Origin of the sequence: Sphingomonas sp. NY01 (assembly GCF_038809135.1) — a bacterium.
Taxonomy (GTDB): Bacteria; Pseudomonadota; Alphaproteobacteria; order Sphingomonadales; family Sphingomonadaceae; genus Sphingomonas; species Sphingomonas carotinifaciens.
In genome coordinates this window covers 2,029,539-2,046,650 of sequence record NZ_CP101722.1, presented here as the reverse complement: position 1 = coordinate 2,046,650, position 17,112 = coordinate 2,029,539, and the positions used below count along the sequence as shown (strand labels likewise).

Sequence of the window (17,112 nt, the reverse complement as noted above, 5' to 3'; positions counted from 1 at the left end):
ATGGCCTTGGACATCCTCGTCGTCGACGACGAACTCGATATTCGCGAACTGGTGGCCGGCGTGCTGGAGGACGAGGGCTATGATGCCCGCGGTGCCGCCGACAGCGATTCCGCCCTTGAAGCGATCGCCGCGCGGCGACCGTCGCTCGTCCTGCTCGACGTCTGGTTACAGGGATCGCGGCTCGACGGACTGGAACTGCTCGACGAGATCAAGCGACGGGACAGCTCCATTCCCGTGCTCGTGATTTCCGGCCACGGCAACATCGATACCGCGGTGGCCGCGATCCGCCGCGGCGCGGTCGATTTCATCGAAAAGCCGTTCGAGGCGGAGCGCCTGCTGCTGATGGTGGCGCGCGCGACGGAGACGGAGCGGCTGCGTCGCGAGGTCGCCTCGCTGCGCGCCAGTGCCGGCCGCGACACCGATCTGACCGGCAGCTCCAGCGCGATCAACGGTGTGCGCGCGACCCTGAAGCGGGTGGCCGCCACCGGGAGCCGGGTCCTGATCATGGGCCCCGCCGGGGTCGGCAAGGAGGTGGCCGCGCGCCTGCTCCATGGCTGGTCGAACCGCGTCCAGGCGCCCTTCGTCATCGTCAGCGCGGCGCGGATGACGCCCGAGCGGGTCGAGGACGAACTGTTCGGGGTGGAAGAGGGCGGTGACCTCGTCCGCACCGGCCTTCTGGAACAGGCGCATGGCGGCACGCTGTTCCTCGACGAGATCGCCGACATGCCGATCACGACGCAGGCGCGGATTCTGCGCGTGCTGACCGACCAGAGCTTTACGCGGGTCGGCGGCACGCGGGTGGTGAAGGTCGATGTGCGTGTGGTATCCGCCACCGCCCGCGACCTGACGCACGAAATTGCCGAGGGGCGTTTCCGCGAGGATCTCTACTACCGGCTGAACGTCGTGCCGGTGACGCTGCCGTCCTTGTCCGAGCGGCGGGAGGATATCCCCGCGCTGGTCCATCATTTCATGGCGCATTATGCGGCCGAGCGCCGTGTGCCGACGCCGGAAATCGCATCCGATGCGATGGTTGCGCTGCAATCCTATGACTGGCCCGGCAATGTCCGGCAGCTTCGCAACGTGGTGGAGCGGACGATCATTCTGGCGCCGGGCGACCGGATCGGGCGGATCGACCTCGATCTGCTGCCGGCCGAGGTGCTGGGCGGTGGCGGCGACATGGGCGCGGGCGGGGCGACCGCGATCATGGGATCGCCGCTGCGCGAGGCGCGGGAGAGTTTCGAGCGCGAATATCTGCGCGTCCAGATCCGCCGCTTTTCCGGCAACATCTCGCGCACCGCCAGCTTCATCGGCATGGAGCGCTCCGCCCTCCACAGGAAGTTGAAATTATTGGGGATCACCGACTCGCGCGACGAGTAATCCCGCGGCTGCACTGGACGAAGCCGGTGTCGATCCATAGATTGGCACCGGCACCCGATCCACGGGTGACGATCCCGACGCCGGGGAACGGCGCTCATGCGGGCACAGACCCGCCAAGAACAAAGGCTTGACCTACATGGCCGACAAGCAAGGGTCGTTGCAGGACCTGTTTCTGAATGCATTGCGCCGCTCGAAGGCGCCGGTGACCATGTTCCTCGTCAAGGGCGTGAAGCTTCAGGGCATCGTGACATGGTTCGACAATTTTTCGGTGCTGCTGCGCCGTGATGGCCAGTCGCAGCTGATCTACAAGCATGCCATTTCCACGATCATGCCGTCCGGTCCGCTGGATGTCGCCGCGATCGTCGACGGCATGGGCGAAGGCCAGAAGAAGCAGCCGCTGTTGCAGGAAATCTTCCTGAACGCGGTAAAGAAGTCGGAAGATCAGGTGACGATGTTCCTGATCAACGGCGTGATGCTTCAGGGCCAGATCGCAGGGTTCGACCTGTTCTGCATGCTCCTCCAGCGCGAAGGCATGGCGCAGCTCGTCTACAAGCATGCCGTATCCACCATCCAACCGGCGCGGCCCTTGAACCTCGCCGAAGAACAAGCGGGAACAAGCGAGGATTGAGCACCGGATTTGATCGGGATCGCGGGGAATTTTCCCGCGGGGCACGCACCATCGTGGTGTTGCCCGACCAGGGCGATGCCGTGCGCGACAATGACGCACGGCTGGACGAGACGGCCGGGCTCGCGCTTGCCATCGGCCTCGACGTGGTCGAGCGCATGGCCTTCCGGGTCCGCGCCGCAAAGCCCGCAACGCTGATCGGCAGCGGTCAGGTCGAGCAGATCGCGCAGGAGGTTCGCATGGAGGAGGCCGGGCTCGTCGTGTTCGACGCCAGCCTGACGCCCGTGCAGCAGCGCAATCTGGAAACTGCGCTGGAAGCGAAGGTGATCGACCGCACCGGCCTGATCCTGGAAATTTTCGGTGAGCGTGCGGCCACCGCCGAAGGCCGGTTGCAGGTCGAACTGGCGCATCTGGATTATCAGGCGGGCCGGCTGGTGCGAAGCTGGACCCACCTTGAGCGTCAGCGCGGCGGCTTCGGCTTTCTTGGTGGTCCGGGTGAAACGCAGATCGAGGCCGACCGGCGCCTGATCCGCGATCGCATGGCCCGGCTCCGCAAGGAGCTGGAACAGGTCAGCCGTACCCGCGGCCTCCACCGTGATCGCCGTCAGCGCGCGCCGTGGCCGGTAATCGCGCTGGTCGGCTATACCAATGCCGGAAAGTCGACGCTGTTCAACCGGTTGACCGGTGCCGGCGTCATGGCGGAGGACCTGTTGTTCGCAACGCTGGATCCGACCCTGCGCCAGATCCAGCTACCGGGCATCGACAAGGCGATCCTGTCCGACACCGTGGGTTTCGTGTCCGACCTGCCGACCCAGCTCGTCGCCGCGTTCAAGGCGACGTTGGAAGAGGTGGTGTCGGCCGACATCCTGATCCATGTCCGCGACATCGCCCATCCCGATGCGGAGGCACAGCGCGACGATGTCGAGGCGGTGTTGAACGAGATCGGCGTCGATCCCGAAACGCCGCGCTTCGAGGCCTGGAACAAGCTCGACCTGCTCGACGAGGATGCGCGAACCGAGGTGCTGGGCAAGGCGGAGCGGCTGGACCGCATCGTGGCAATTTCGGCACAGGCGGGCGAGGGCGTCGATACGCTGATCCAGACGGTGGCGGCGGCACTGACCGCGGGGCACCGGCGATATCAGATCACGCTCGACGCGGGCGACGGCGCGGGGGCGGCATGGCTGCATGCCCATGGCGAGGTGCTCGACCACCGCATCGAGGGGATGCACGCCGATTACGACGTGCGCCTGTCCCCGGCCGATTATGATCGGTTCACCCGCCGCGACGCTTGACCGCCTGCCACAGCGCTTCCTTGCCCTCCAGATCCAGCGCGGCAAAGCTCTCCCCGGCTTCGCTCTCCATCGCGCGGAAGCGTCGTTCGAACTTGGCGTTAGCGTAGCGCAGCGCCGCTTCGGCATCGACGTTCAGGTGGCGCGCCCAGTTCGTCACCGCGAACAGCAGGTCGCCGACTTCCTCCTCCAGCGTGTCGGGGGAGGCGTCGGCGATCTCCTGCAACTCCTCATCGATCTTGGCGCGCGGACCCGCCGCATCGGGCCAGTCGAAGCCGACGCGCGCCGCTCGCTTTTGCAGCTTTTCCGCGCGCATCAGGGCGGGCAGGCCCAGCGCGACGCCGTCCAGCGTGCCCCGCGCCGCCTTGGCCTTGCGTTCCTCGGCCTTGATCTGTTCCCACAGGTGATGGCCACCCTCTGCGACATCGCCGAAGATGTGCGGGTGGCGCCGCTCCATCTTGTCGCTGATCGCGGCGACCACGTCGTCGAAGTCGAAGGCCCCGATATCCTTGGCGATCTGGGCATGGAACACGACCTGCAGCAACAGGTCGCCGAGCTCGTCCCTCAACTCGTCCATATCCCCGCGCCCGATCGCATCGGCTACCTCATGCGCCTCCTCAATGGTGTACGGCGCGATGCTCGCAAACGTCTGCATCTTGTCCCACTCGCATCCCGCCTCCGGATCACGCAACCGAACCATGATCGAAAGAAGACGCTGGATCGCTGACATGACCATTCTCGGGTTGTTGGGTGAAGGAGCCGCGGCAAAAGGTGATGGGGATCGGGTGGCGGATGGATGCGAGCGTCGTGGCTTGGGGGCGACGATTGCTGTTGTAGCAGCGGGTGGGGCGGGGAGCTATCCGTAAGTGGCGTATCGGGGCCGGGGATGTGGGTTCGTGGTTGTTGTGGCTTAACATCTGGTGGTGAAGAAGACCCATCTTCGGACAAGGCGACGGACATAGCGCGGTGGGTCGATTCCCGCGGGTGCGGGGGAGCCTCGATCTTGGCACCGCTCCGCCTGCACAACTCGGGTCGACCCCCGCGGGTGCGGGGAGCCCAGGCCGCTTGCGCGAACGTCGATGCATTCGAGGGTCGATCCCCGCGGGTGCGGGGGAGCCAACCGGCCCGACATGTTCGAGGACGGCATCGAGGGTCGATCCCCGCGGGTGCGGGGGAGCCGCGCTGGAGGCAGCGCAGATACTGTCGACCGTGGGTCGATCCCCGCGGGTGCGGGGGAGCCCTGGAAACTGATAAGGAACTTGGCGACGAGGCGGGTCGATCCCCGCGGGTGCGGGGGAGCCGGGTGGCGACCCAGCACCTGGCGCCGATAGCGGGGTCGATCCCCGCGGGTGCGGGGGAGCCTTGCGGCCGAGCGGCCGGCCTCGATCAGCTCGGGGTCGATCCCCGCGGGTGCGGGGGAGCCTTCTTGCCCGCTGCGTACCGATTGCGCCGTCTGGGTCGATCCCCGCGGGTGCGGGGGAGCCAGCTGTTGCCCGGCATAGTGCCAGCTATTGAAGGGTCGATCCCCGCGGGTGCGGGGGAGCCTGCAAGCGGCGCTACCAGCCGACGCTCGAAGACGGTCGATCCCCGCGGGTGCGGGGGAGCCCCCGGTCAGCATCGCCTTCGGATCGCCGAGCGGGGTCGATCCCCGCGGGTGCGGGGGAGCCGAAGCGACGGAGCTGCTGGAGGCGCAAGTTCGGGGTCGATCCCCGCGGGTGCGGGGGAGCCGGGTTCTCCACTGGCGTGCAGCGTCAGGCTGAGGGTCGATCCCCGCGGGTGCGGGGGAGCCGCCCAGCAACAGCCGACGCCACGCGAGTTTCAGGGTCGATCCCCGCGGGTGCGGGGGAGCCCCCATGCGGCAGGACGCGGTGCGATCCGGGTCGGGTCGATCCCCGCGGGTGCGGGGGAGCCTTGAAGGGCGCGACGATCAGTGCGTTGATGTCGGGTCGATCCCCGCGGGTGCGGGGGAGCCACATGGCGGTTAAGCCGGGCGGCACAATAGATGGGTCGATCCCCGCGGGTGCGGGGGAGCCTGCTTCGTGTAGGTCGGGACGAATCGCATCTTGGGTCGATCCCCGCGGGTGCGGGGGAGCCGGCTCGCGCGGGGGCGCGGCCGGAGGTGGGTTGGGTCGATCCCCGCGGGTGCGGGGGAGCCATCGTCCCTGGTGGACCGATCTCGATCGACCAGGGTCGATCCCCGCGGGTGCGGGGGAGCCGCCGGATAAGGTCGATGCGGGCCTCTCGCATGGGGTCGATCCCCGCGGGTGCGGGGGAGCCGAGGTTGTTCATGCGATGCCGCATGATTTGCAGGGTCGATCCCCGCGGGTGCGGGGGAGCCCGCACCTCGTCCGGGCTCATCGTCATGATCGTGGGTCGATCCCCGCGGGTGCGGGGGAGCCCCCTGGAAGTCGGCACCAAGGTCCGCGTTCGAGGGTCGATCCCCGCGGGTGCGGGGGAGCCTGAAACGGCGTACCGGGGATGACGCCCGCTTCGGGTCGATCCCCGCGGGTGCGGGGGAGCCGCGTTCGCCTGATGCCGAGGGAGGAGCCCGAGGGGTCGATCCCCGCGGGTGCGGGGGAGCCGAAGCCGCCGGTCCGCATCCGGAGGATGTCGAGGGGTCGATCCCCGCGGGTGCGGGGGAGCCACCTGCCCGTTGAGCTTGCCCGTCTTGACGAGGGGTCGATCCCCGCGGGTGCGGGGGAGCCATCGCCTCCTCCAGCACCGCGAGCGCGACGAGGGGTCGATCCCCGCGGGTGCGGGGGAGCCGGCCTTCATTCGTCAGCCCACCCGAACAGCTTGGGTCGATCCCCGCGGGTGCGGGGGAGCCCTCGTGCGCGAGATCATGGGCATGGTGAACGAGGGTCGATCCCCGCGGGTGCGGGGGAGCCACGTATATGGGTGCTACCGCACTGGAACCTAAGGGTCGATCCCCGCGGGTGCGGGGGAGCCACGCGCGATCGGGCGGCGTCGCGCGGGAACGGGGGTCGATCCCCGCGGGTGCGGGGGAGCCGACCGGCCGAACCCCGATCAAGGCGCCATGGAGGGTCGATCCCCGCGGGTGCGGGGGAGCCGGCGTAATGCGGTCGCCCATCAATACAGCCGCGGGTCGATCCCCGCGGGTGCGGGGGAGCCGGCAAGGTGATGCCGCTCGATGCCGGGATGAAGGGTCGATCCCCGCGGGTGCGGGGGAGCCTGGAGCAAATCGACGGCGACGACTCACTCTTAGGGTCGATCCCCGCGGGTGCGGGGGAGCCCCCCATAATCAACACGACGGTTCTCACGCGCGGGGTCGATCCCCGCGGGTGCGGGGGAGCCCGTAGCTGATGCGGACCCGCATCGCATCAACGGGGTCGATCCCCGCGGGTGCGGGGGAGCCGAATCGGCGTAGTAGGCTCGGGCTTCGATCATGGGTCGATCCCCGCGGGTGCGGGGGAGCCCGTGGTAGGTTTCGACTTTAATGTCCATGAGGGGGTCGATCCCCGCGGGTGCGGGGGAGCCGTGATCGCGCCCGCGACCCGCGCAGTGGCGCTGGGCCGATCCCCGCGGGTGCGGGGGAGCCCACAGCATCCAGCCGACGAGGATCAGCGTGAGGGGTCGATCCCCGCGGGTGCGGGGGAGCCGTAAAGCTGCCGAAGTGCCGCGGCATGGGTCAGGGTCGATCCCCGCGGGTGCGGGGGAGCCCCAGTGTCGTAGCGCATGCTCTCGCCCGGCGTGGGTCGATCCCCGCGGGTGCGGGGGAGCCTTCCGCACTCAAGGCCATCATCATGCTCCTTAGGGTCGATCCCCGCGGGTGCGGGGGAGCCGCCGGCGGCAAACACTGGCGGATGAATTACACGGGTCGATCCCCGCGTGACGTCCCCCCTGTTTTTTCATCCATGTTGAGTGAGAGTTTTCCGGCCCTTTGAAGCCTGCGGGCAAGGAGCTGGAACATGAAGAAGTCGAGGTACACGGAAGAGCAGATTGCGTTTGCGCTGAAGCAGGCGGAGATGGGCACGCCGGTGGCCGAGGTCATTCGCCGGATGGGCGTGTCGGAGCAGACGTTCTACCGCTGGAAGAAGGTGTATGGCGGGCTGGGCGTCGGCGAGCTGCGGCGGGTCAAGCAGCTCGAGGACGAGAATCGTAAGCTCAAGCAACTCGTCGCGGATCTGAGCTTGGACAAGCATATCCTGCAGGACGTGCTCGCAAAAAAGCTCTGACGCCTGGGCGACGGCGCGAGATCGTCGCGCACGTCCAGGCGTCCCATGGCGTCAGCGAGCGGCGTAGCTGCCTCGCGCTCGGCGTCGACCGCTCGTCGGTGCGGTACGTGTCGCACAAGCCTGACCAGGCGCCGCTGCGGTTGCGCATCCACGATCTGGCGGCGGCACGGGTGCGCTACGGCTATTTCCGGATCTACATCCTGCTACGCAGGGAAGGCTGGCTGGTGAACCATAAGCGCGTCTATCGGCTCTACCGGGAAGATGGGCTGAGCCTCCGGCTCAAACGTCCTCGGCGCAACGTCAGCGCTGCGAACCGCGAACGCCAGCCCGCAGCGTCGGCGCCTAACGAGATGTGGTCGATGGACTTCGTCTCGGATGCCTTGTTCGATGGCCGACGGCTGCGGGCGCTGACGGTGGTCGATGCCTTCACCCGTGAAGCGCTGGCGATCGATGTCGACCAGGGCATCAAGGGTGAACAGGTCGTGGCGACAATGACGCGGATTTCGGCGACACGTGGTGCGCCCAAGACCATCCGGGTCGACAATGGTCCGGAGTTCATCTCGAAAGCACTGGACCGATGGGCGTACGAGAACGGCGTCACGCTCGACTTCTCGCGGCCGGGCAAACCGACCGACAACGCTTTTGTGGAGTCGTTCAACGGCCGCCTGCGTGACGAGTGCCTGAACAGCCACTGGTTCCTGTCACTGGCGGACGCAAGAACCAAGATCGAGGCCTGGCGGCGGGACTATAACGAGAGCCGTCCTCACACGGCGCTTGGCTGGCTGACGCCAGCCGAATATGCTGCATCCGCCGGGGTTAACCCCGGCGGATGCAGTCCGGAAGCTCGCATCAAATCCGGATGAGAAACCGGGGGACCGTCAATAAGTGTCGGGGGGTTGACAGCGAGCGCGTCACTCACCATCCTCACGTAGTACATATGAGGATTGTGAATTGCGGCATAGATTGCTCGATCTGTCAGACGGACAAACGGTGCTTTCCGGCGCTATGGCAGGGCGCCGGTTGTTGAGCATTCTCATCGCGGACACCCCTGCGGCGGAGGCTCCGACTCCTGCGTTTCTCGATTTCACCGGCATTGAGGTCGCTACCGCTTCATTTCTGCGCGAAACGGTAATCGGGTTTCGTGACTATGCCCGACTTTCGCTGCCCAATGTCTACCCTGCTGTCGCCAATCTTGCCGCCCCCGTCGCCGAGGAACTCGACTTCTTCGTCCGCGCGCGCGGTGATGTGCTTTGGAGCTGCGAACTTGACTCCAACAATCAGATCAACACGGCTCGTCTAATCGGTGATCTCGATCCAGCCCAGCGAGCTACCTTCGAGGCTGTGAGGGAAGTTGGCGCGATTACTGCGCCCGAACTCGCCACGCGGTTCGCTGATGCGCAGATTGGACCAACTGCGTGGAACAACCGGCTGTCGGCGCTTGCCAGTAAAGGACTTCTGATCGAACGGCGACAAGGCAAGTCTAAGTCGTTCAGTCCGCTTTTGGAGACTGCCTAATGGGCCTCGACTATATCCGGGCACAAACGGGAAAACCGTTTCGCAAGCGATGGGATGGTGGACTCGACCGTCTGAAAGCGCCAACGCTTCTCGATCTTACAATGTCCGAGGCATCGCGGGTTGTGACGGCACAGCTCAACGTCTCCGCCAGGGTGAAGGCGGGCGACACGCTGATCGTCCAAAATGCGGCCGATCGCCTGATTCTTAGTGATGGCCTCCGGTCGATCGGGCACATCGAAAACCCCACGTCCGAAATGACGACGGCTGTGCGCGACGGCGGCGGCTATGCCCGGGCTGATCTTCAGCGCGTCGGTCTATTCGGCGACACCGCGGAGGTCGTCATAAGATGAGTCTCAGGCCAGCTCACGAGCCCTCACGTCAATTCCGACAACCGCAGCGGTTGTGGGATGACGCAACACAGCATGCACCGTCACTGGGCTGTTCCATCTGTCTTGAACGTGATCGATGCGGCAGTGTTCATACCGATGCTGGCGTTGTCGACTGCCGCGATCTGTGTACCTGTGTGGACAAAACAAAGTGCGACATGGTCTGCCGGTTCAATCCCAGGTTGTTCGTAGCGCGGATGCGCGAAGTTGGGGGGCTCGGCTTCGACAATGCACCGCGCACCAGCACGAATGGCGTGCCGCGGCTTCCACTCATCGTTCCATTTGTAGATCACCGTTATGGCCGCGCCGCTATCCTCGACGCACCTGCGATCGCTCTATCGCTCTATGAACTGGTCAATATGGCCACCGGCAAGATCCATGTCGCTTCCCGAGCGGAGTTGGCGGCACGCTTCCTGATCCCAGAGGACGCAGCCGTCGTAGTTAGCGGGGTCGATAAGGATGGGCCGATCGAACGGTGGTGGGAGTTGAAGGATCGGCGCTCGATCCTCACGGCGTTGAAGGATCTCGGCATAGCGCTCGTCACTACGCCGAACTATAGCGGCCGCCCGATCCTCGACGCGCAGAACCGCGGCCAGCCCGTACCAGTGCCGGGGATCGACGCGCCGGCTGGACCCGTTGCGCCCGATCCCGAAGCCGAGCGCCGCCGCCAGGAGCTGGAACGGCGCAGGCAGGAGCTGGAGGCGGCGCGCTCCAGCCGGGTGTTCTTCCAGTCCGGCGCGCAGATCGCGTCGGCGAGCGGTGGCTGGCGACGGGATGCCGAACCTCACCGGCATCGGAGCGCCCGGCCAGACAGGCACGCCCACCGCGCAGGACCGGCAGCTTGCGTTTCTCAACCAGCCGGCCGACCGGCGTACCGTCGCGCCCGACCGCGTGATGGCACCGCCGTCCCCCTATGTCGTCCAGGCCGGCGCGGTGATCCCGGCCGCGCTCATCACCGGCATCCGCTCGGACCTGCCCGGACAAATCACCGCGCAAGTGACGGAGAATGTCTACGACAGCCCGACCGGGCGCCTGCTGCTGATCCCGCAGGGCGCGCGGCTGATCGGCCAGTACGACAGCGGCATCGGCTTCGGCCAACGGCGCGTTCTGCTCGCCTGGACGCGCCTCATCTTCCCCAACGGCCGATCGATCGTACTGGAGCGCCTGCCCGGTGCCGACGCGCAAGGCTATGCCGGGCTGGAGGACGGCGTCGACCATCACTGGTGGGATCTGGCGAAAGCCGCTGGGCTGTCGACGCTGCTGTCGGTCGGGGCGCAGGCCGGCAGCTCTGGCGAGCAGGGCGACCTCGCCCGCGCGCTGCGCCAGGGCGCGTCGGACGGCATCAGCCAGACCGGCCGGCAGGTGGTCGGCCGCCAGCTCGACATCGCGCCGACGCTGACCATCCGGCCGGGCTTCCCCGTCCGGGTGCTGGTCGGGCGCGATTTGATCCTCGAACCCTATGGAGCAACGCGATGACGAAGCTGAAGCTCGGCCCCATCGCCGACGACAAGCCCGTGAAAGTCACCCTGGAACTGCCCGCTGACCTGCATCGCGACCTCGCCGCTTACGCCGAGGTACTCGCCCGCGAGAGTGGGCAGCCGGCGGCCGATCCCACGCGGCTGATCGCGCCCATGCTGGAACGCTTCATGGCGACCGATCGCGCGTTCGCGAAGGCGCGGCGGGCCGGCGGCACGCCGGGCACCGCGATCGGCTGACGCGATCAAGGTATCGCGTCATGCCCACTTCACAGCGACGAACGAGGCGGCAGGATCGCGAGGCGGCATCGTGCCGCGACGAACCACAGGATACTTCATCGACGTCCGTGTCCGACCATCACTCGCGCTCCACCCGCCGCGCAGGCAATGCCGCCGGCATCCTGCCCGACGATCTCTACGACTACTACACTGTCGATCCGGACCCGCAGCTGGGTTCGTCTCGCGCAGCCGGGAAGGCGTGGCGCGTCACCGACGACTGGCCCGAGCGCGTGCCGGTCACCGAGGCGGAAGTCGAGGTGTTCGAGCGCTGGTTCGCCGATCTCTTCGACGAGTTGTTCGGACCGACCAGCCGATAGCGGCGCGCGACGGACGGCACACACTCCCGTCATTTCCCTGGATGACGTTGTCTGTTGATGATAATGGTCGTGGACAGCATCCGGACCGCCTGACGCTCGCGCTCGCGCTCGGCTCGGCGGCTGCCAGGACGGGAGACACGCGCACCGTGACGACGCTGACGATCGGCATCGCCGACACCGACGAGATGAAGGCGCGCGCCAAGCGCGTCATGCAGGGCGGGGAGCAGCCGGCACCGGGCGAGCCGGCGGTCTGGTTCGGCTCGACCGAGTCCTTCGCCCGCATCCTCTCCGCCGCCAACCGCGACATGCTCCGCCTCATCGCCGAGCGCGAGCCGGAGTCGCTCGACGCGCTGGTTGCGCTGACCGGCCGCGCCAAGCCCAACCTCTCTCGCACGCTGAAAGCCATGATCGCCCACGGCATCGTCCGTATGGAGCGCAGCGGGCGCAAGCTCGCGCCCAAGGTCATCCCCGACCGCGTCGTGCTCACGCTGGAGCTGATCCCGACATCCGACAAGCAAGGAGACCGGCCGTGAACGCCGAGACGCCCGTCATTGCCCAGCGTGCCGCGCTTTACCTGCGCGTCTCCACCGTCCGGCAGGCCGAGCACGACGTGTCGATCCCCGACCAGAAGCGGCAGGGCGAGGCTTACTGCACCTCGCGCGGCTACCGGCTCGTCGACACCTTCGTCGAAGCCGGTGCGTCGGCGACCAACGATCGCCGGCCCGAGTTCCAGCGCATGATCGAGGCCGGCACGTCGAAGCCCGCGCCGTTCGACGTGGTAGTGGTCCACTCGTTCAGCCGCTTCTTCCGCGACCATTTCGAGCTGGAGTTCTACGTCCGCAAACTGGCGAAGAACGGCGTCCGGTTGGTCTCGATCACGCAGGAGATGGGCGACGACCCGATGCACGTCATGATGCGCCAGATCATGGCGCTGTTCGATGAGTATCAGTCGAAGGAGAACGCCAAGCACGTCCTGCGCGCCCTGAAGGAGAACGCCCGGCAGGGTTTCTGGAACGGTTCGCTGCCGCCGATCGGCTACCGCACCGTCGCGGCCGAGCAGCGCGGTGCCAAGACCAAGAAGAAGCTGGAGATCGATCCGCTCCACGCCGACACGATCCGCCTGATCTACCGTCTCGCCCTCGGCGCCGAGGCCGATCACAGCCAGATGGGCGTGAAGGCGATCGTCAAGCATCTGAACGCCCGCGGCATCTTCACCCGCGACGGCGGGCGCTGGGGCATCGGCCAGGTCCACCGCATCCTCACGCGCCGCACCTATATCGGCGAGCACGAGTTCAACCGCCGCTCCAAGACCAAGGAGAGGAAACCCGACGCCGAGGTGGTGACCGTCGCGGTGCCGCCGCTGATCGAGCGCGCGACCTTCGATGCGGTGCAGGCGCTGATGAAGGCGCGCAACCAAAAGACTGCGCTCCCGCACCGCGTCGTCATCGGCCCGACGCTGCTCACCGGCATCTGCTTCTGCGGCAACTGCGGGGGCGCGATGACCATCCGCACCGGCAAGGGCGGGCGCTACCGCTACTATGCCTGCTCGATCAAGGCGCGGCAGGGCGAGACCGGGTGCAAGGGCCGCGCGATCCCGATGGACAAGCTCTACCATCTCGTCGCCGGCCACATCGAGGACCGCCTGCTCGACCCCGATCGGCTGGAGGAGCTGCTGGAGACAATCCTCGGCCGTCGCGAGGAACAGTCCGAGCGTCGCCGCGTCCACATCGCCGAGCTGAACCGCCGCGCCGCCGAATCGGAGTTGCGCCTCAAGCGCCTCTACGACGCGATCGAAGCGGGCGTCGCCGACCTCGACGATCCGGCGCTCAAGGAGCGCATCGCCGGCCTCAAGGTCATCCGCGACCAGTCGCGCGTCGATGCCGACCGCGCGCAGGCGATGCTGGAGAGCACCGGCGAGCGGGCGATCACGCCGGAGATGGTCGGACGCCTGTCACAGGCCGCGCGCGAGCGGATGCGGCTCGACGGGGGCGGCTATCGGCGGGATCATCTGCGTGCGCTCGCCCAGCGCATCGAGGTCGGCGACGACGAGGTTCGCATCATGGGATCGAAGAGCGACCTGCTCAGGACGCTGGTCGCAGCAGAAGGAGGGAAATCGGCGGCTATCGGCGTGCCCAGCCGGGGACCGAAGTGGCGGAGAGGGTGGGATTCGAACCCACGGTGGGCGTAAACCCACGGCGGTTTTCAAGACCGCTGCCTTAAACCACTCGGCCACCTCTCCGCGGGGCGTGGTGGTGGCCCGATAGGCCTTGTACGGCCGATTGTGCAAGGCCCACGACGACAAGAGGTTTCGGGCAGGCGATCATTGTGGCAGTTGGGCGGCCATGTGGGGGATGGCTCGTGTGCGCCAGTGGCGCCAATTCGCTGTATTGTTCGTGGCATTGTTCGCGGGAGCGGCGCCGGTATGGGCGCAGGATGAGGCCGGGTTTCAGGCTTATCTAGGGGAGGTGCGAGGGGTCGCGGCGGCGCAGGGCGTAAGCGCGCGCACGCTGGATGCGGTGCTGCCCACGCTGACGCTGAACACGCGGGTGATCGAGCTGGACCGCCAGCAGCCGGGAAGCAGCACGAGCACGTCCTTCTCGCCCTTCGCACCGTACAAGGCGGCGCATGTCGATGCCGCGCGGATCAGCCGGGGGCGGAGCAAATATCTGGCCCAGCGCCCCCGTTTGTCGCGGATCGAGCGCGAGACCGGCGTGCCGGAATCGATCATGGTCGCGATCTGGGGGCATGAAACCAATTACGGTTCCTATACCGGCAATTTCGACCTGCTGCGCTCGCTCGCCAGCCTTGCCTATGAGGGGCGGCGGCGGCCGCTGTTCCAGGGAGAATTCATCGCCGCGCTCAAGATGATGGATCGCGGCGTATCGCGCGAACAGTTGAAGGGCAGTTGGGCGGGCGCCACCGGCAATCCGCAGTTCCTGCCCTCCATCTATCTGCGGCTGGCGCGCGACGGCGACGGGGACGGCCGCGCCGATATCTGGAACAGCGAAGCGGACACGCTGGCGTCGATCGGCAACTATTTCACCAATGCCGGCTGGCGCCCCGGACAGCCCTGGGGCTTTGCAGTAAGCGTGCCCGGCAGCTTCAACCGGGCGGAGGTCCGCAACACGCTGGTCAGCCCGCGCTGCCCGCGCGTGTTCCAGCGGCACAGCGGTTGGCGGACGATGGCGGAATGGCGTGCGCTCGGCATCGTGCCGCAGGGGCGCGCCTGGCCCGCGGGCGACGTGCTGGCGACGCTGATGGAGCCGGACGGCGAGGGGGCGACCGCCTATCTGTTGACCGGTAACTACCGCGTCATCCTCGACTATAACTGCTCGAACTTCTACGCATTGTCGGTCGGGTTGCTGGCCGACGCGATCGAGGGCTGAGACGACGCAACGGGCAGGTGACGGAACCACCTTGCCCGGCTATGCAGGCGATCGGCCCTGCCCGGGGATCACTGCCAACCTTTCGCGAATTGACGGATAATCCATGAAGAAGCTGATCGTCGCTCCCCTGATCGCCCCCATCATGGCGGTTGCGCTCGCCTATCCCTCGATCGCCGCGGCACCGCAGTTCCAGACGGAGGCGCCGGTCGCCTTCCTGAAGGACCTGTCGTCGGACGCCATCCTGTTCGAGCGTGATGCCGACCGGCGGATGCCGCCCGCGTCGATGGCCAAGATGATGACCGTTTATGTGGCGTTCGACCTGATCAAGCGCGGCGAGATGAAGTTGACCGACATGGTCACCGTCCGCCCCGAAACCTGGGCGAAGTGGCACGGGCCGCAGGCGGGATCGACGATGTTCCTGTCCGCGGGCGAGCAGGTGAGCGTCGCCAACCTGTTGTACGGTATCGTGACGCTGTCGGGCAACGATGCGTGCGTGGTGCTGGCCGAGCATATCTCGGGCGACGAGCCGTCGTTCACCGAGCGGATGAATCGCACGGCCAAGAAGATCGGCCTGAACAACAGCCATTTCGGCACGTCGAACGGCTGGCCCGACGGCGGCGTCACCTATGTCACCGCGCGCGATCTGGCCGACCTGGCCCAGCACACGATCGAGGACCATCCCAAGCTCTACAAGCAATTCTACTCGCGGCGTGATTTCACCTGGGGCAAGACGATGGGCGGCAACGCCATCACCCAGGCCAATCGCGATCCGCTGCTGGGGCGTGTTGCCGGTGCCGACGGCCTGAAGACCGGGCACACCGAGGAAGCGGGCTATGGCTTCACCGGATCGGCCGAGCAGAATGGCCGCCGGCTGGTGATGGTGATGGCCGGCCTGCCGACCTTTACCGGCCGCGCCAACGAGTCCGTGCGGTTCATGGAATGGGGCTTCCGCGCGTGGCAGTCCAAGCCCGTGGTCGCCAAGGGACGCAAGGTGTCCGAGGCGGACGTGCAGCTCGGCTCATCGTCGAGCGTGGGCCTGATCGCGCCGCGCGCGTTGACGGTGACGCTGCCCGCCGGTCTGGCGCCCGAACTGGGCGCAAAGGTTGTCTATCAGGGGCCCGTCAAGGCGCCGATCAAGGCGGGCCAGCACATTGCCGATCTGGTCATCACCGCCCCTGACATGCCTGCGCAGCGCCTGCCGCTGGTCGCGGAAAAGGATGTCGACGAAGCGGGATTCTTCGGCCGTGCCTGGTCCGGGCTGACCTCGCTCTTCGGCTGATGAACGCGGTGATCGGCCACGCCGCGGCGCAGGACGCGTTCGCCGCGGCGCTGGCCGGGTCGAAGCTGCATCACGCCTGGCTGCTGACCGGTCCGGAAGGGGTCGGCAAGGCGCATTTCGCGCGGGTGGCGGCGCTGCGCCTGCTGGCGGGGGCGAGCGGGCAGGGGGCGCTGCCGCCGGGGCTGTCTGTGCCGGCGGGCCATCCCAGCCGCAGCCTGTTCGAAGCAGGATCGCATCCCGATTTTCGGGTTCTCCAGCGTCTGCCCAAGGATGCGGACAAGCCGGACCAGGCTCTGGCCCGGTCGATCACGATCGCGCAGGTGCGCACGTTGCAGCCGATGTTCGCCACGGCACCGGCAATGGGGCCGGCGCGCGTCGTGTTGATCGATGCGATCGACGATCTGGAACGCGGCGGGGCCAATGCGCTGTTGAAGAACTTGGAGGAGCCGCCCGCGGGTACGGTGTTCCTGCTGGTCAGCCATGCGCCCGGGCGTCTGTTGCCGACGATCCGGTCGCGGTGTCGGGTGCTGCGATTGGAGCGGCTGGAGGATGAGGCGGTGGGGCAGGTGCTGCGCGAGCAGCTGCCCGAGGCGGACGAGGAGGAGATCGCGACGCTGGTGCGTGCGGCGGACGGGGCGCCGGGGCAGGCGCTGCGCTTTGCGGGGCTGGACCTGCCGGGGCTGGATGCAGCGATCGCGGCGATCGCGGCGACGGGCGACCCGAGCAACGCGATGCGCGCGAAGCTGGCGAAGGCGCTGGCGCCCAAGGCGGCGCAGCGGCGATACGAGGCGTTTCTGGAGCGGGTGCCGGCCTTCATCGCGGGGGAGGCGCGTCGGCGCGAGGGGATGGCGCTGCGGGTGGCGCTGGACGGGTATGCGGCGGCGCGCGATCTGGGGGGCGCGGCGCGGGGCCTGTCGCTGGATGCGCAGGCGACGGTGTTCGAGATGGCGGGGATCGTTGCGACGCTCCGGTGACGCGGGCCGGTGAC

The 17,112-nt window shown here is 67.4% G+C and carries 15 protein-coding genes, 1 tRNA gene, 1 pseudogene and 1 CRISPR repeat array; of the genes and pseudogenes, 14 read left to right on the top strand and 3 right to left on the bottom strand.

Features of this window, described 5'->3' with window-relative positions; genetic code table 11:
* The 3 genes from NPJ82_RS09975 (at nucleotide 1) to hflX (ending at nucleotide 3,294) form a co-directional block, all read left to right on the top strand.
* Complete coding sequence (locus NPJ82_RS09975) at nucleotides 1-1,377, top strand: sigma-54 dependent transcriptional regulator (RefSeq protein WP_342657252.1); 1,377 nt, start codon at nucleotides 1-3, stop codon at nucleotides 1,375-1,377.
* A 136-nt stretch (nucleotides 1,378-1,513) separates the two neighbouring features.
* Nucleotides 1,514-2,005: an RNA chaperone Hfq gene (gene hfq / locus NPJ82_RS09970; protein WP_112383619.1), complete on the top strand. Its 492-nt coding sequence runs from the start codon at nucleotides 1,514-1,516 to the stop codon at nucleotides 2,003-2,005.
* Nucleotides 2,002-3,294: a GTPase HflX gene (gene hflX / locus NPJ82_RS09965; protein ID WP_342657251.1), complete on the top strand. Its 1,293-nt coding sequence runs from the start codon at nucleotides 2,002-2,004 to the stop codon at nucleotides 3,292-3,294. Before hfq ends, hflX begins: the two co-directional genes overlap by 4 nt.
* On the opposite strand, the gene mazG is transcribed toward hflX, so the two are convergent.
* On the bottom strand, nucleotides 3,275-4,027 hold the full coding sequence (gene mazG / locus NPJ82_RS09960) for a nucleoside triphosphate pyrophosphohydrolase (protein ID WP_342657250.1): 753 nt from the start codon (nucleotides 4,025-4,027) through the stop codon (nucleotides 3,275-3,277). The genes hflX and mazG overlap by 20 nt on opposite strands.
* Before the next feature lie 232 nt (nucleotides 4,028-4,259).
* Nucleotides 4,260-7,155: a CRISPR direct-repeat array (repeat unit 29 nt; unit sequence GGGTCGATCCCCGCGGGTGCGGGGGAGCC).
* A 65-nt stretch (nucleotides 7,156-7,220) separates the two neighbouring features.
* On the opposite strand from mazG, the gene NPJ82_RS09955 reads away from it, so the two are divergent.
* From NPJ82_RS09955 to NPJ82_RS09945, 3 genes are all read left to right on the top strand, one after another.
* A protein-coding gene (locus NPJ82_RS09955; RefSeq protein ID WP_164727745.1) for an IS3 family transposase occupies nucleotides 7,221-8,350 on the top strand; the annotation gives its coding sequence in 2 pieces (ribosomal slippage) (nucleotides 7,221-7,473 and nucleotides 7,473-8,350; 1,131 coding nt in all).
* A gap of 160 nt (nucleotides 8,351-8,510) precedes the next feature.
* Complete coding sequence (locus NPJ82_RS09950) at nucleotides 8,511-9,002, top strand: hypothetical protein (RefSeq protein ID WP_342657249.1); 492 nt, start codon at nucleotides 8,511-8,513, stop codon at nucleotides 9,000-9,002.
* Nucleotides 9,002-9,352: a hypothetical protein gene (locus NPJ82_RS09945; protein ID WP_342657248.1), complete on the top strand. Its 351-nt coding sequence runs from the start codon at nucleotides 9,002-9,004 to the stop codon at nucleotides 9,350-9,352. Before NPJ82_RS09950 ends, NPJ82_RS09945 begins: the two co-directional genes overlap by 1 nt.
* An 80-nt stretch (nucleotides 9,353-9,432) precedes the next feature.
* On the opposite strand, the gene NPJ82_RS09940 is transcribed toward NPJ82_RS09945, so the two are convergent.
* Complete coding sequence (locus NPJ82_RS09940) at nucleotides 9,433-9,681, bottom strand: hypothetical protein (RefSeq protein ID WP_342657247.1); 249 nt, start codon at nucleotides 9,679-9,681, stop codon at nucleotides 9,433-9,435.
* Nucleotides 9,682-9,948: 267 nt separating this feature from the next.
* Between NPJ82_RS09940 and NPJ82_RS09935 the strand changes: the two are divergent.
* The 5 genes and pseudogenes from NPJ82_RS09935 to NPJ82_RS09915 all read left to right on the top strand — a co-directional run.
* Nucleotides 9,949-10,864 (top strand): annotated as a pseudogene (locus tag NPJ82_RS09935) (TrbI/VirB10 family protein); the annotation flags it as partial.
* Nucleotides 10,861-11,103: a DUF2274 domain-containing protein gene (locus NPJ82_RS09930; RefSeq protein ID WP_342657246.1), complete on the top strand. Its 243-nt coding sequence runs from the start codon at nucleotides 10,861-10,863 to the stop codon at nucleotides 11,101-11,103. The pseudogene NPJ82_RS09935 and the gene NPJ82_RS09930, both read left to right, overlap by 4 nt.
* Nucleotides 11,104-11,210: 107 nt before the next feature.
* Nucleotides 11,211-11,459: a hypothetical protein gene (locus NPJ82_RS09925; RefSeq protein WP_342657245.1), complete on the top strand. Its 249-nt coding sequence runs from the start codon at nucleotides 11,211-11,213 to the stop codon at nucleotides 11,457-11,459.
* A 41-nt stretch (nucleotides 11,460-11,500) separates the two neighbouring features.
* Nucleotides 11,501-11,992 carry a helix-turn-helix domain-containing protein gene (locus tag NPJ82_RS09920; protein ID WP_342657244.1) on the top strand — a complete coding sequence of 164 codons (492 nt, stop codon included), beginning with the start codon at nucleotides 11,501-11,503 and terminating at the stop codon, nucleotides 11,990-11,992.
* Complete coding sequence (locus NPJ82_RS09915; RefSeq protein WP_342657243.1) at nucleotides 11,989-13,647, top strand: recombinase family protein; 1,659 nt, start codon at nucleotides 11,989-11,991, stop codon at nucleotides 13,645-13,647. Before NPJ82_RS09920 ends, NPJ82_RS09915 begins: the two co-directional genes overlap by 4 nt.
* Here the strand turns inward: NPJ82_RS09915 and NPJ82_RS09910 are convergent.
* Nucleotides 13,609-13,698, bottom strand: a tRNA-Ser gene (locus NPJ82_RS09910). The genes NPJ82_RS09915 and NPJ82_RS09910 overlap by 39 nt on opposite strands.
* 112 nt (nucleotides 13,699-13,810) lie before the next feature.
* On the opposite strand from NPJ82_RS09910, the gene NPJ82_RS09905 reads away from it, so the two are divergent.
* The 3 genes from NPJ82_RS09905 (at nucleotide 13,811) to NPJ82_RS09895 (ending at nucleotide 17,098) form a co-directional block, all read left to right on the top strand.
* The gene (locus tag NPJ82_RS09905; RefSeq protein WP_342657242.1) at nucleotides 13,811-14,845 is read left to right on the top strand and encodes a lytic murein transglycosylase; all 1,035 of its coding nucleotides are present in this window, start codon (nucleotides 13,811-13,813) and stop codon (nucleotides 14,843-14,845) included.
* A gap of 103 nt (nucleotides 14,846-14,948) precedes the next feature.
* Nucleotides 14,949-16,124, top strand: a complete 1,176-nt coding sequence (locus NPJ82_RS09900) for a D-alanyl-D-alanine carboxypeptidase family protein (protein WP_112383627.1) — start codon at nucleotides 14,949-14,951, stop codon at nucleotides 16,122-16,124.
* Nucleotides 16,124-17,098 (top strand): AAA family ATPase, encoded by a 975-nt coding sequence (locus tag NPJ82_RS09895; protein WP_342657241.1) that lies wholly within the window; start codon nucleotides 16,124-16,126, stop codon nucleotides 17,096-17,098. Before NPJ82_RS09900 ends, NPJ82_RS09895 begins: the two co-directional genes overlap by 1 nt.
* Nucleotides 17,099-17,112: the final 14 nt, after the last annotated feature.

What these genes read in the sequence shown, in the direction of transcription:
- NPJ82_RS09975 (WP_342657252.1), top strand. Translation starts at nt 1, where the DNA reads ATGGCCTTGGACATCCTCGTCGTCGACGACGAACTCGATATTCGCGAA.
- hfq (WP_112383619.1), top strand. Translation starts at nt 1,514, where the DNA reads ATGGCCGACAAGCAAGGGTCGTTGCAGGACCTGTTTCTGAATGCATTG.
- mazG (WP_342657250.1), bottom strand. Translation starts at nt 4,027, where the DNA reads ATGGTCATGTCAGCGATCCAGCGTCTTCTTTCGATCATGGTTCGGTTG.
- NPJ82_RS09945 (WP_342657248.1), top strand. Translation starts at nt 9,002, where the DNA reads ATGGGCCTCGACTATATCCGGGCACAAACGGGAAAACCGTTTCGCAAG.
- NPJ82_RS09930 (WP_342657246.1), top strand. Translation starts at nt 10,861, where the DNA reads ATGACGAAGCTGAAGCTCGGCCCCATCGCCGACGACAAGCCCGTGAAA.
- NPJ82_RS09920 (WP_342657244.1), top strand. Translation starts at nt 11,501, where the DNA reads ATGACGTTGTCTGTTGATGATAATGGTCGTGGACAGCATCCGGACCGC.
- NPJ82_RS09905 (WP_342657242.1), top strand. Translation starts at nt 13,811, where the DNA reads ATGGCTCGTGTGCGCCAGTGGCGCCAATTCGCTGTATTGTTCGTGGCA.
- NPJ82_RS09900 (WP_112383627.1), top strand. Translation starts at nt 14,949, where the DNA reads ATGAAGAAGCTGATCGTCGCTCCCCTGATCGCCCCCATCATGGCGGTT.
- NPJ82_RS09895 (WP_342657241.1), top strand. Translation starts at nt 16,124, where the DNA reads ATGAACGCGGTGATCGGCCACGCCGCGGCGCAGGACGCGTTCGCCGCG.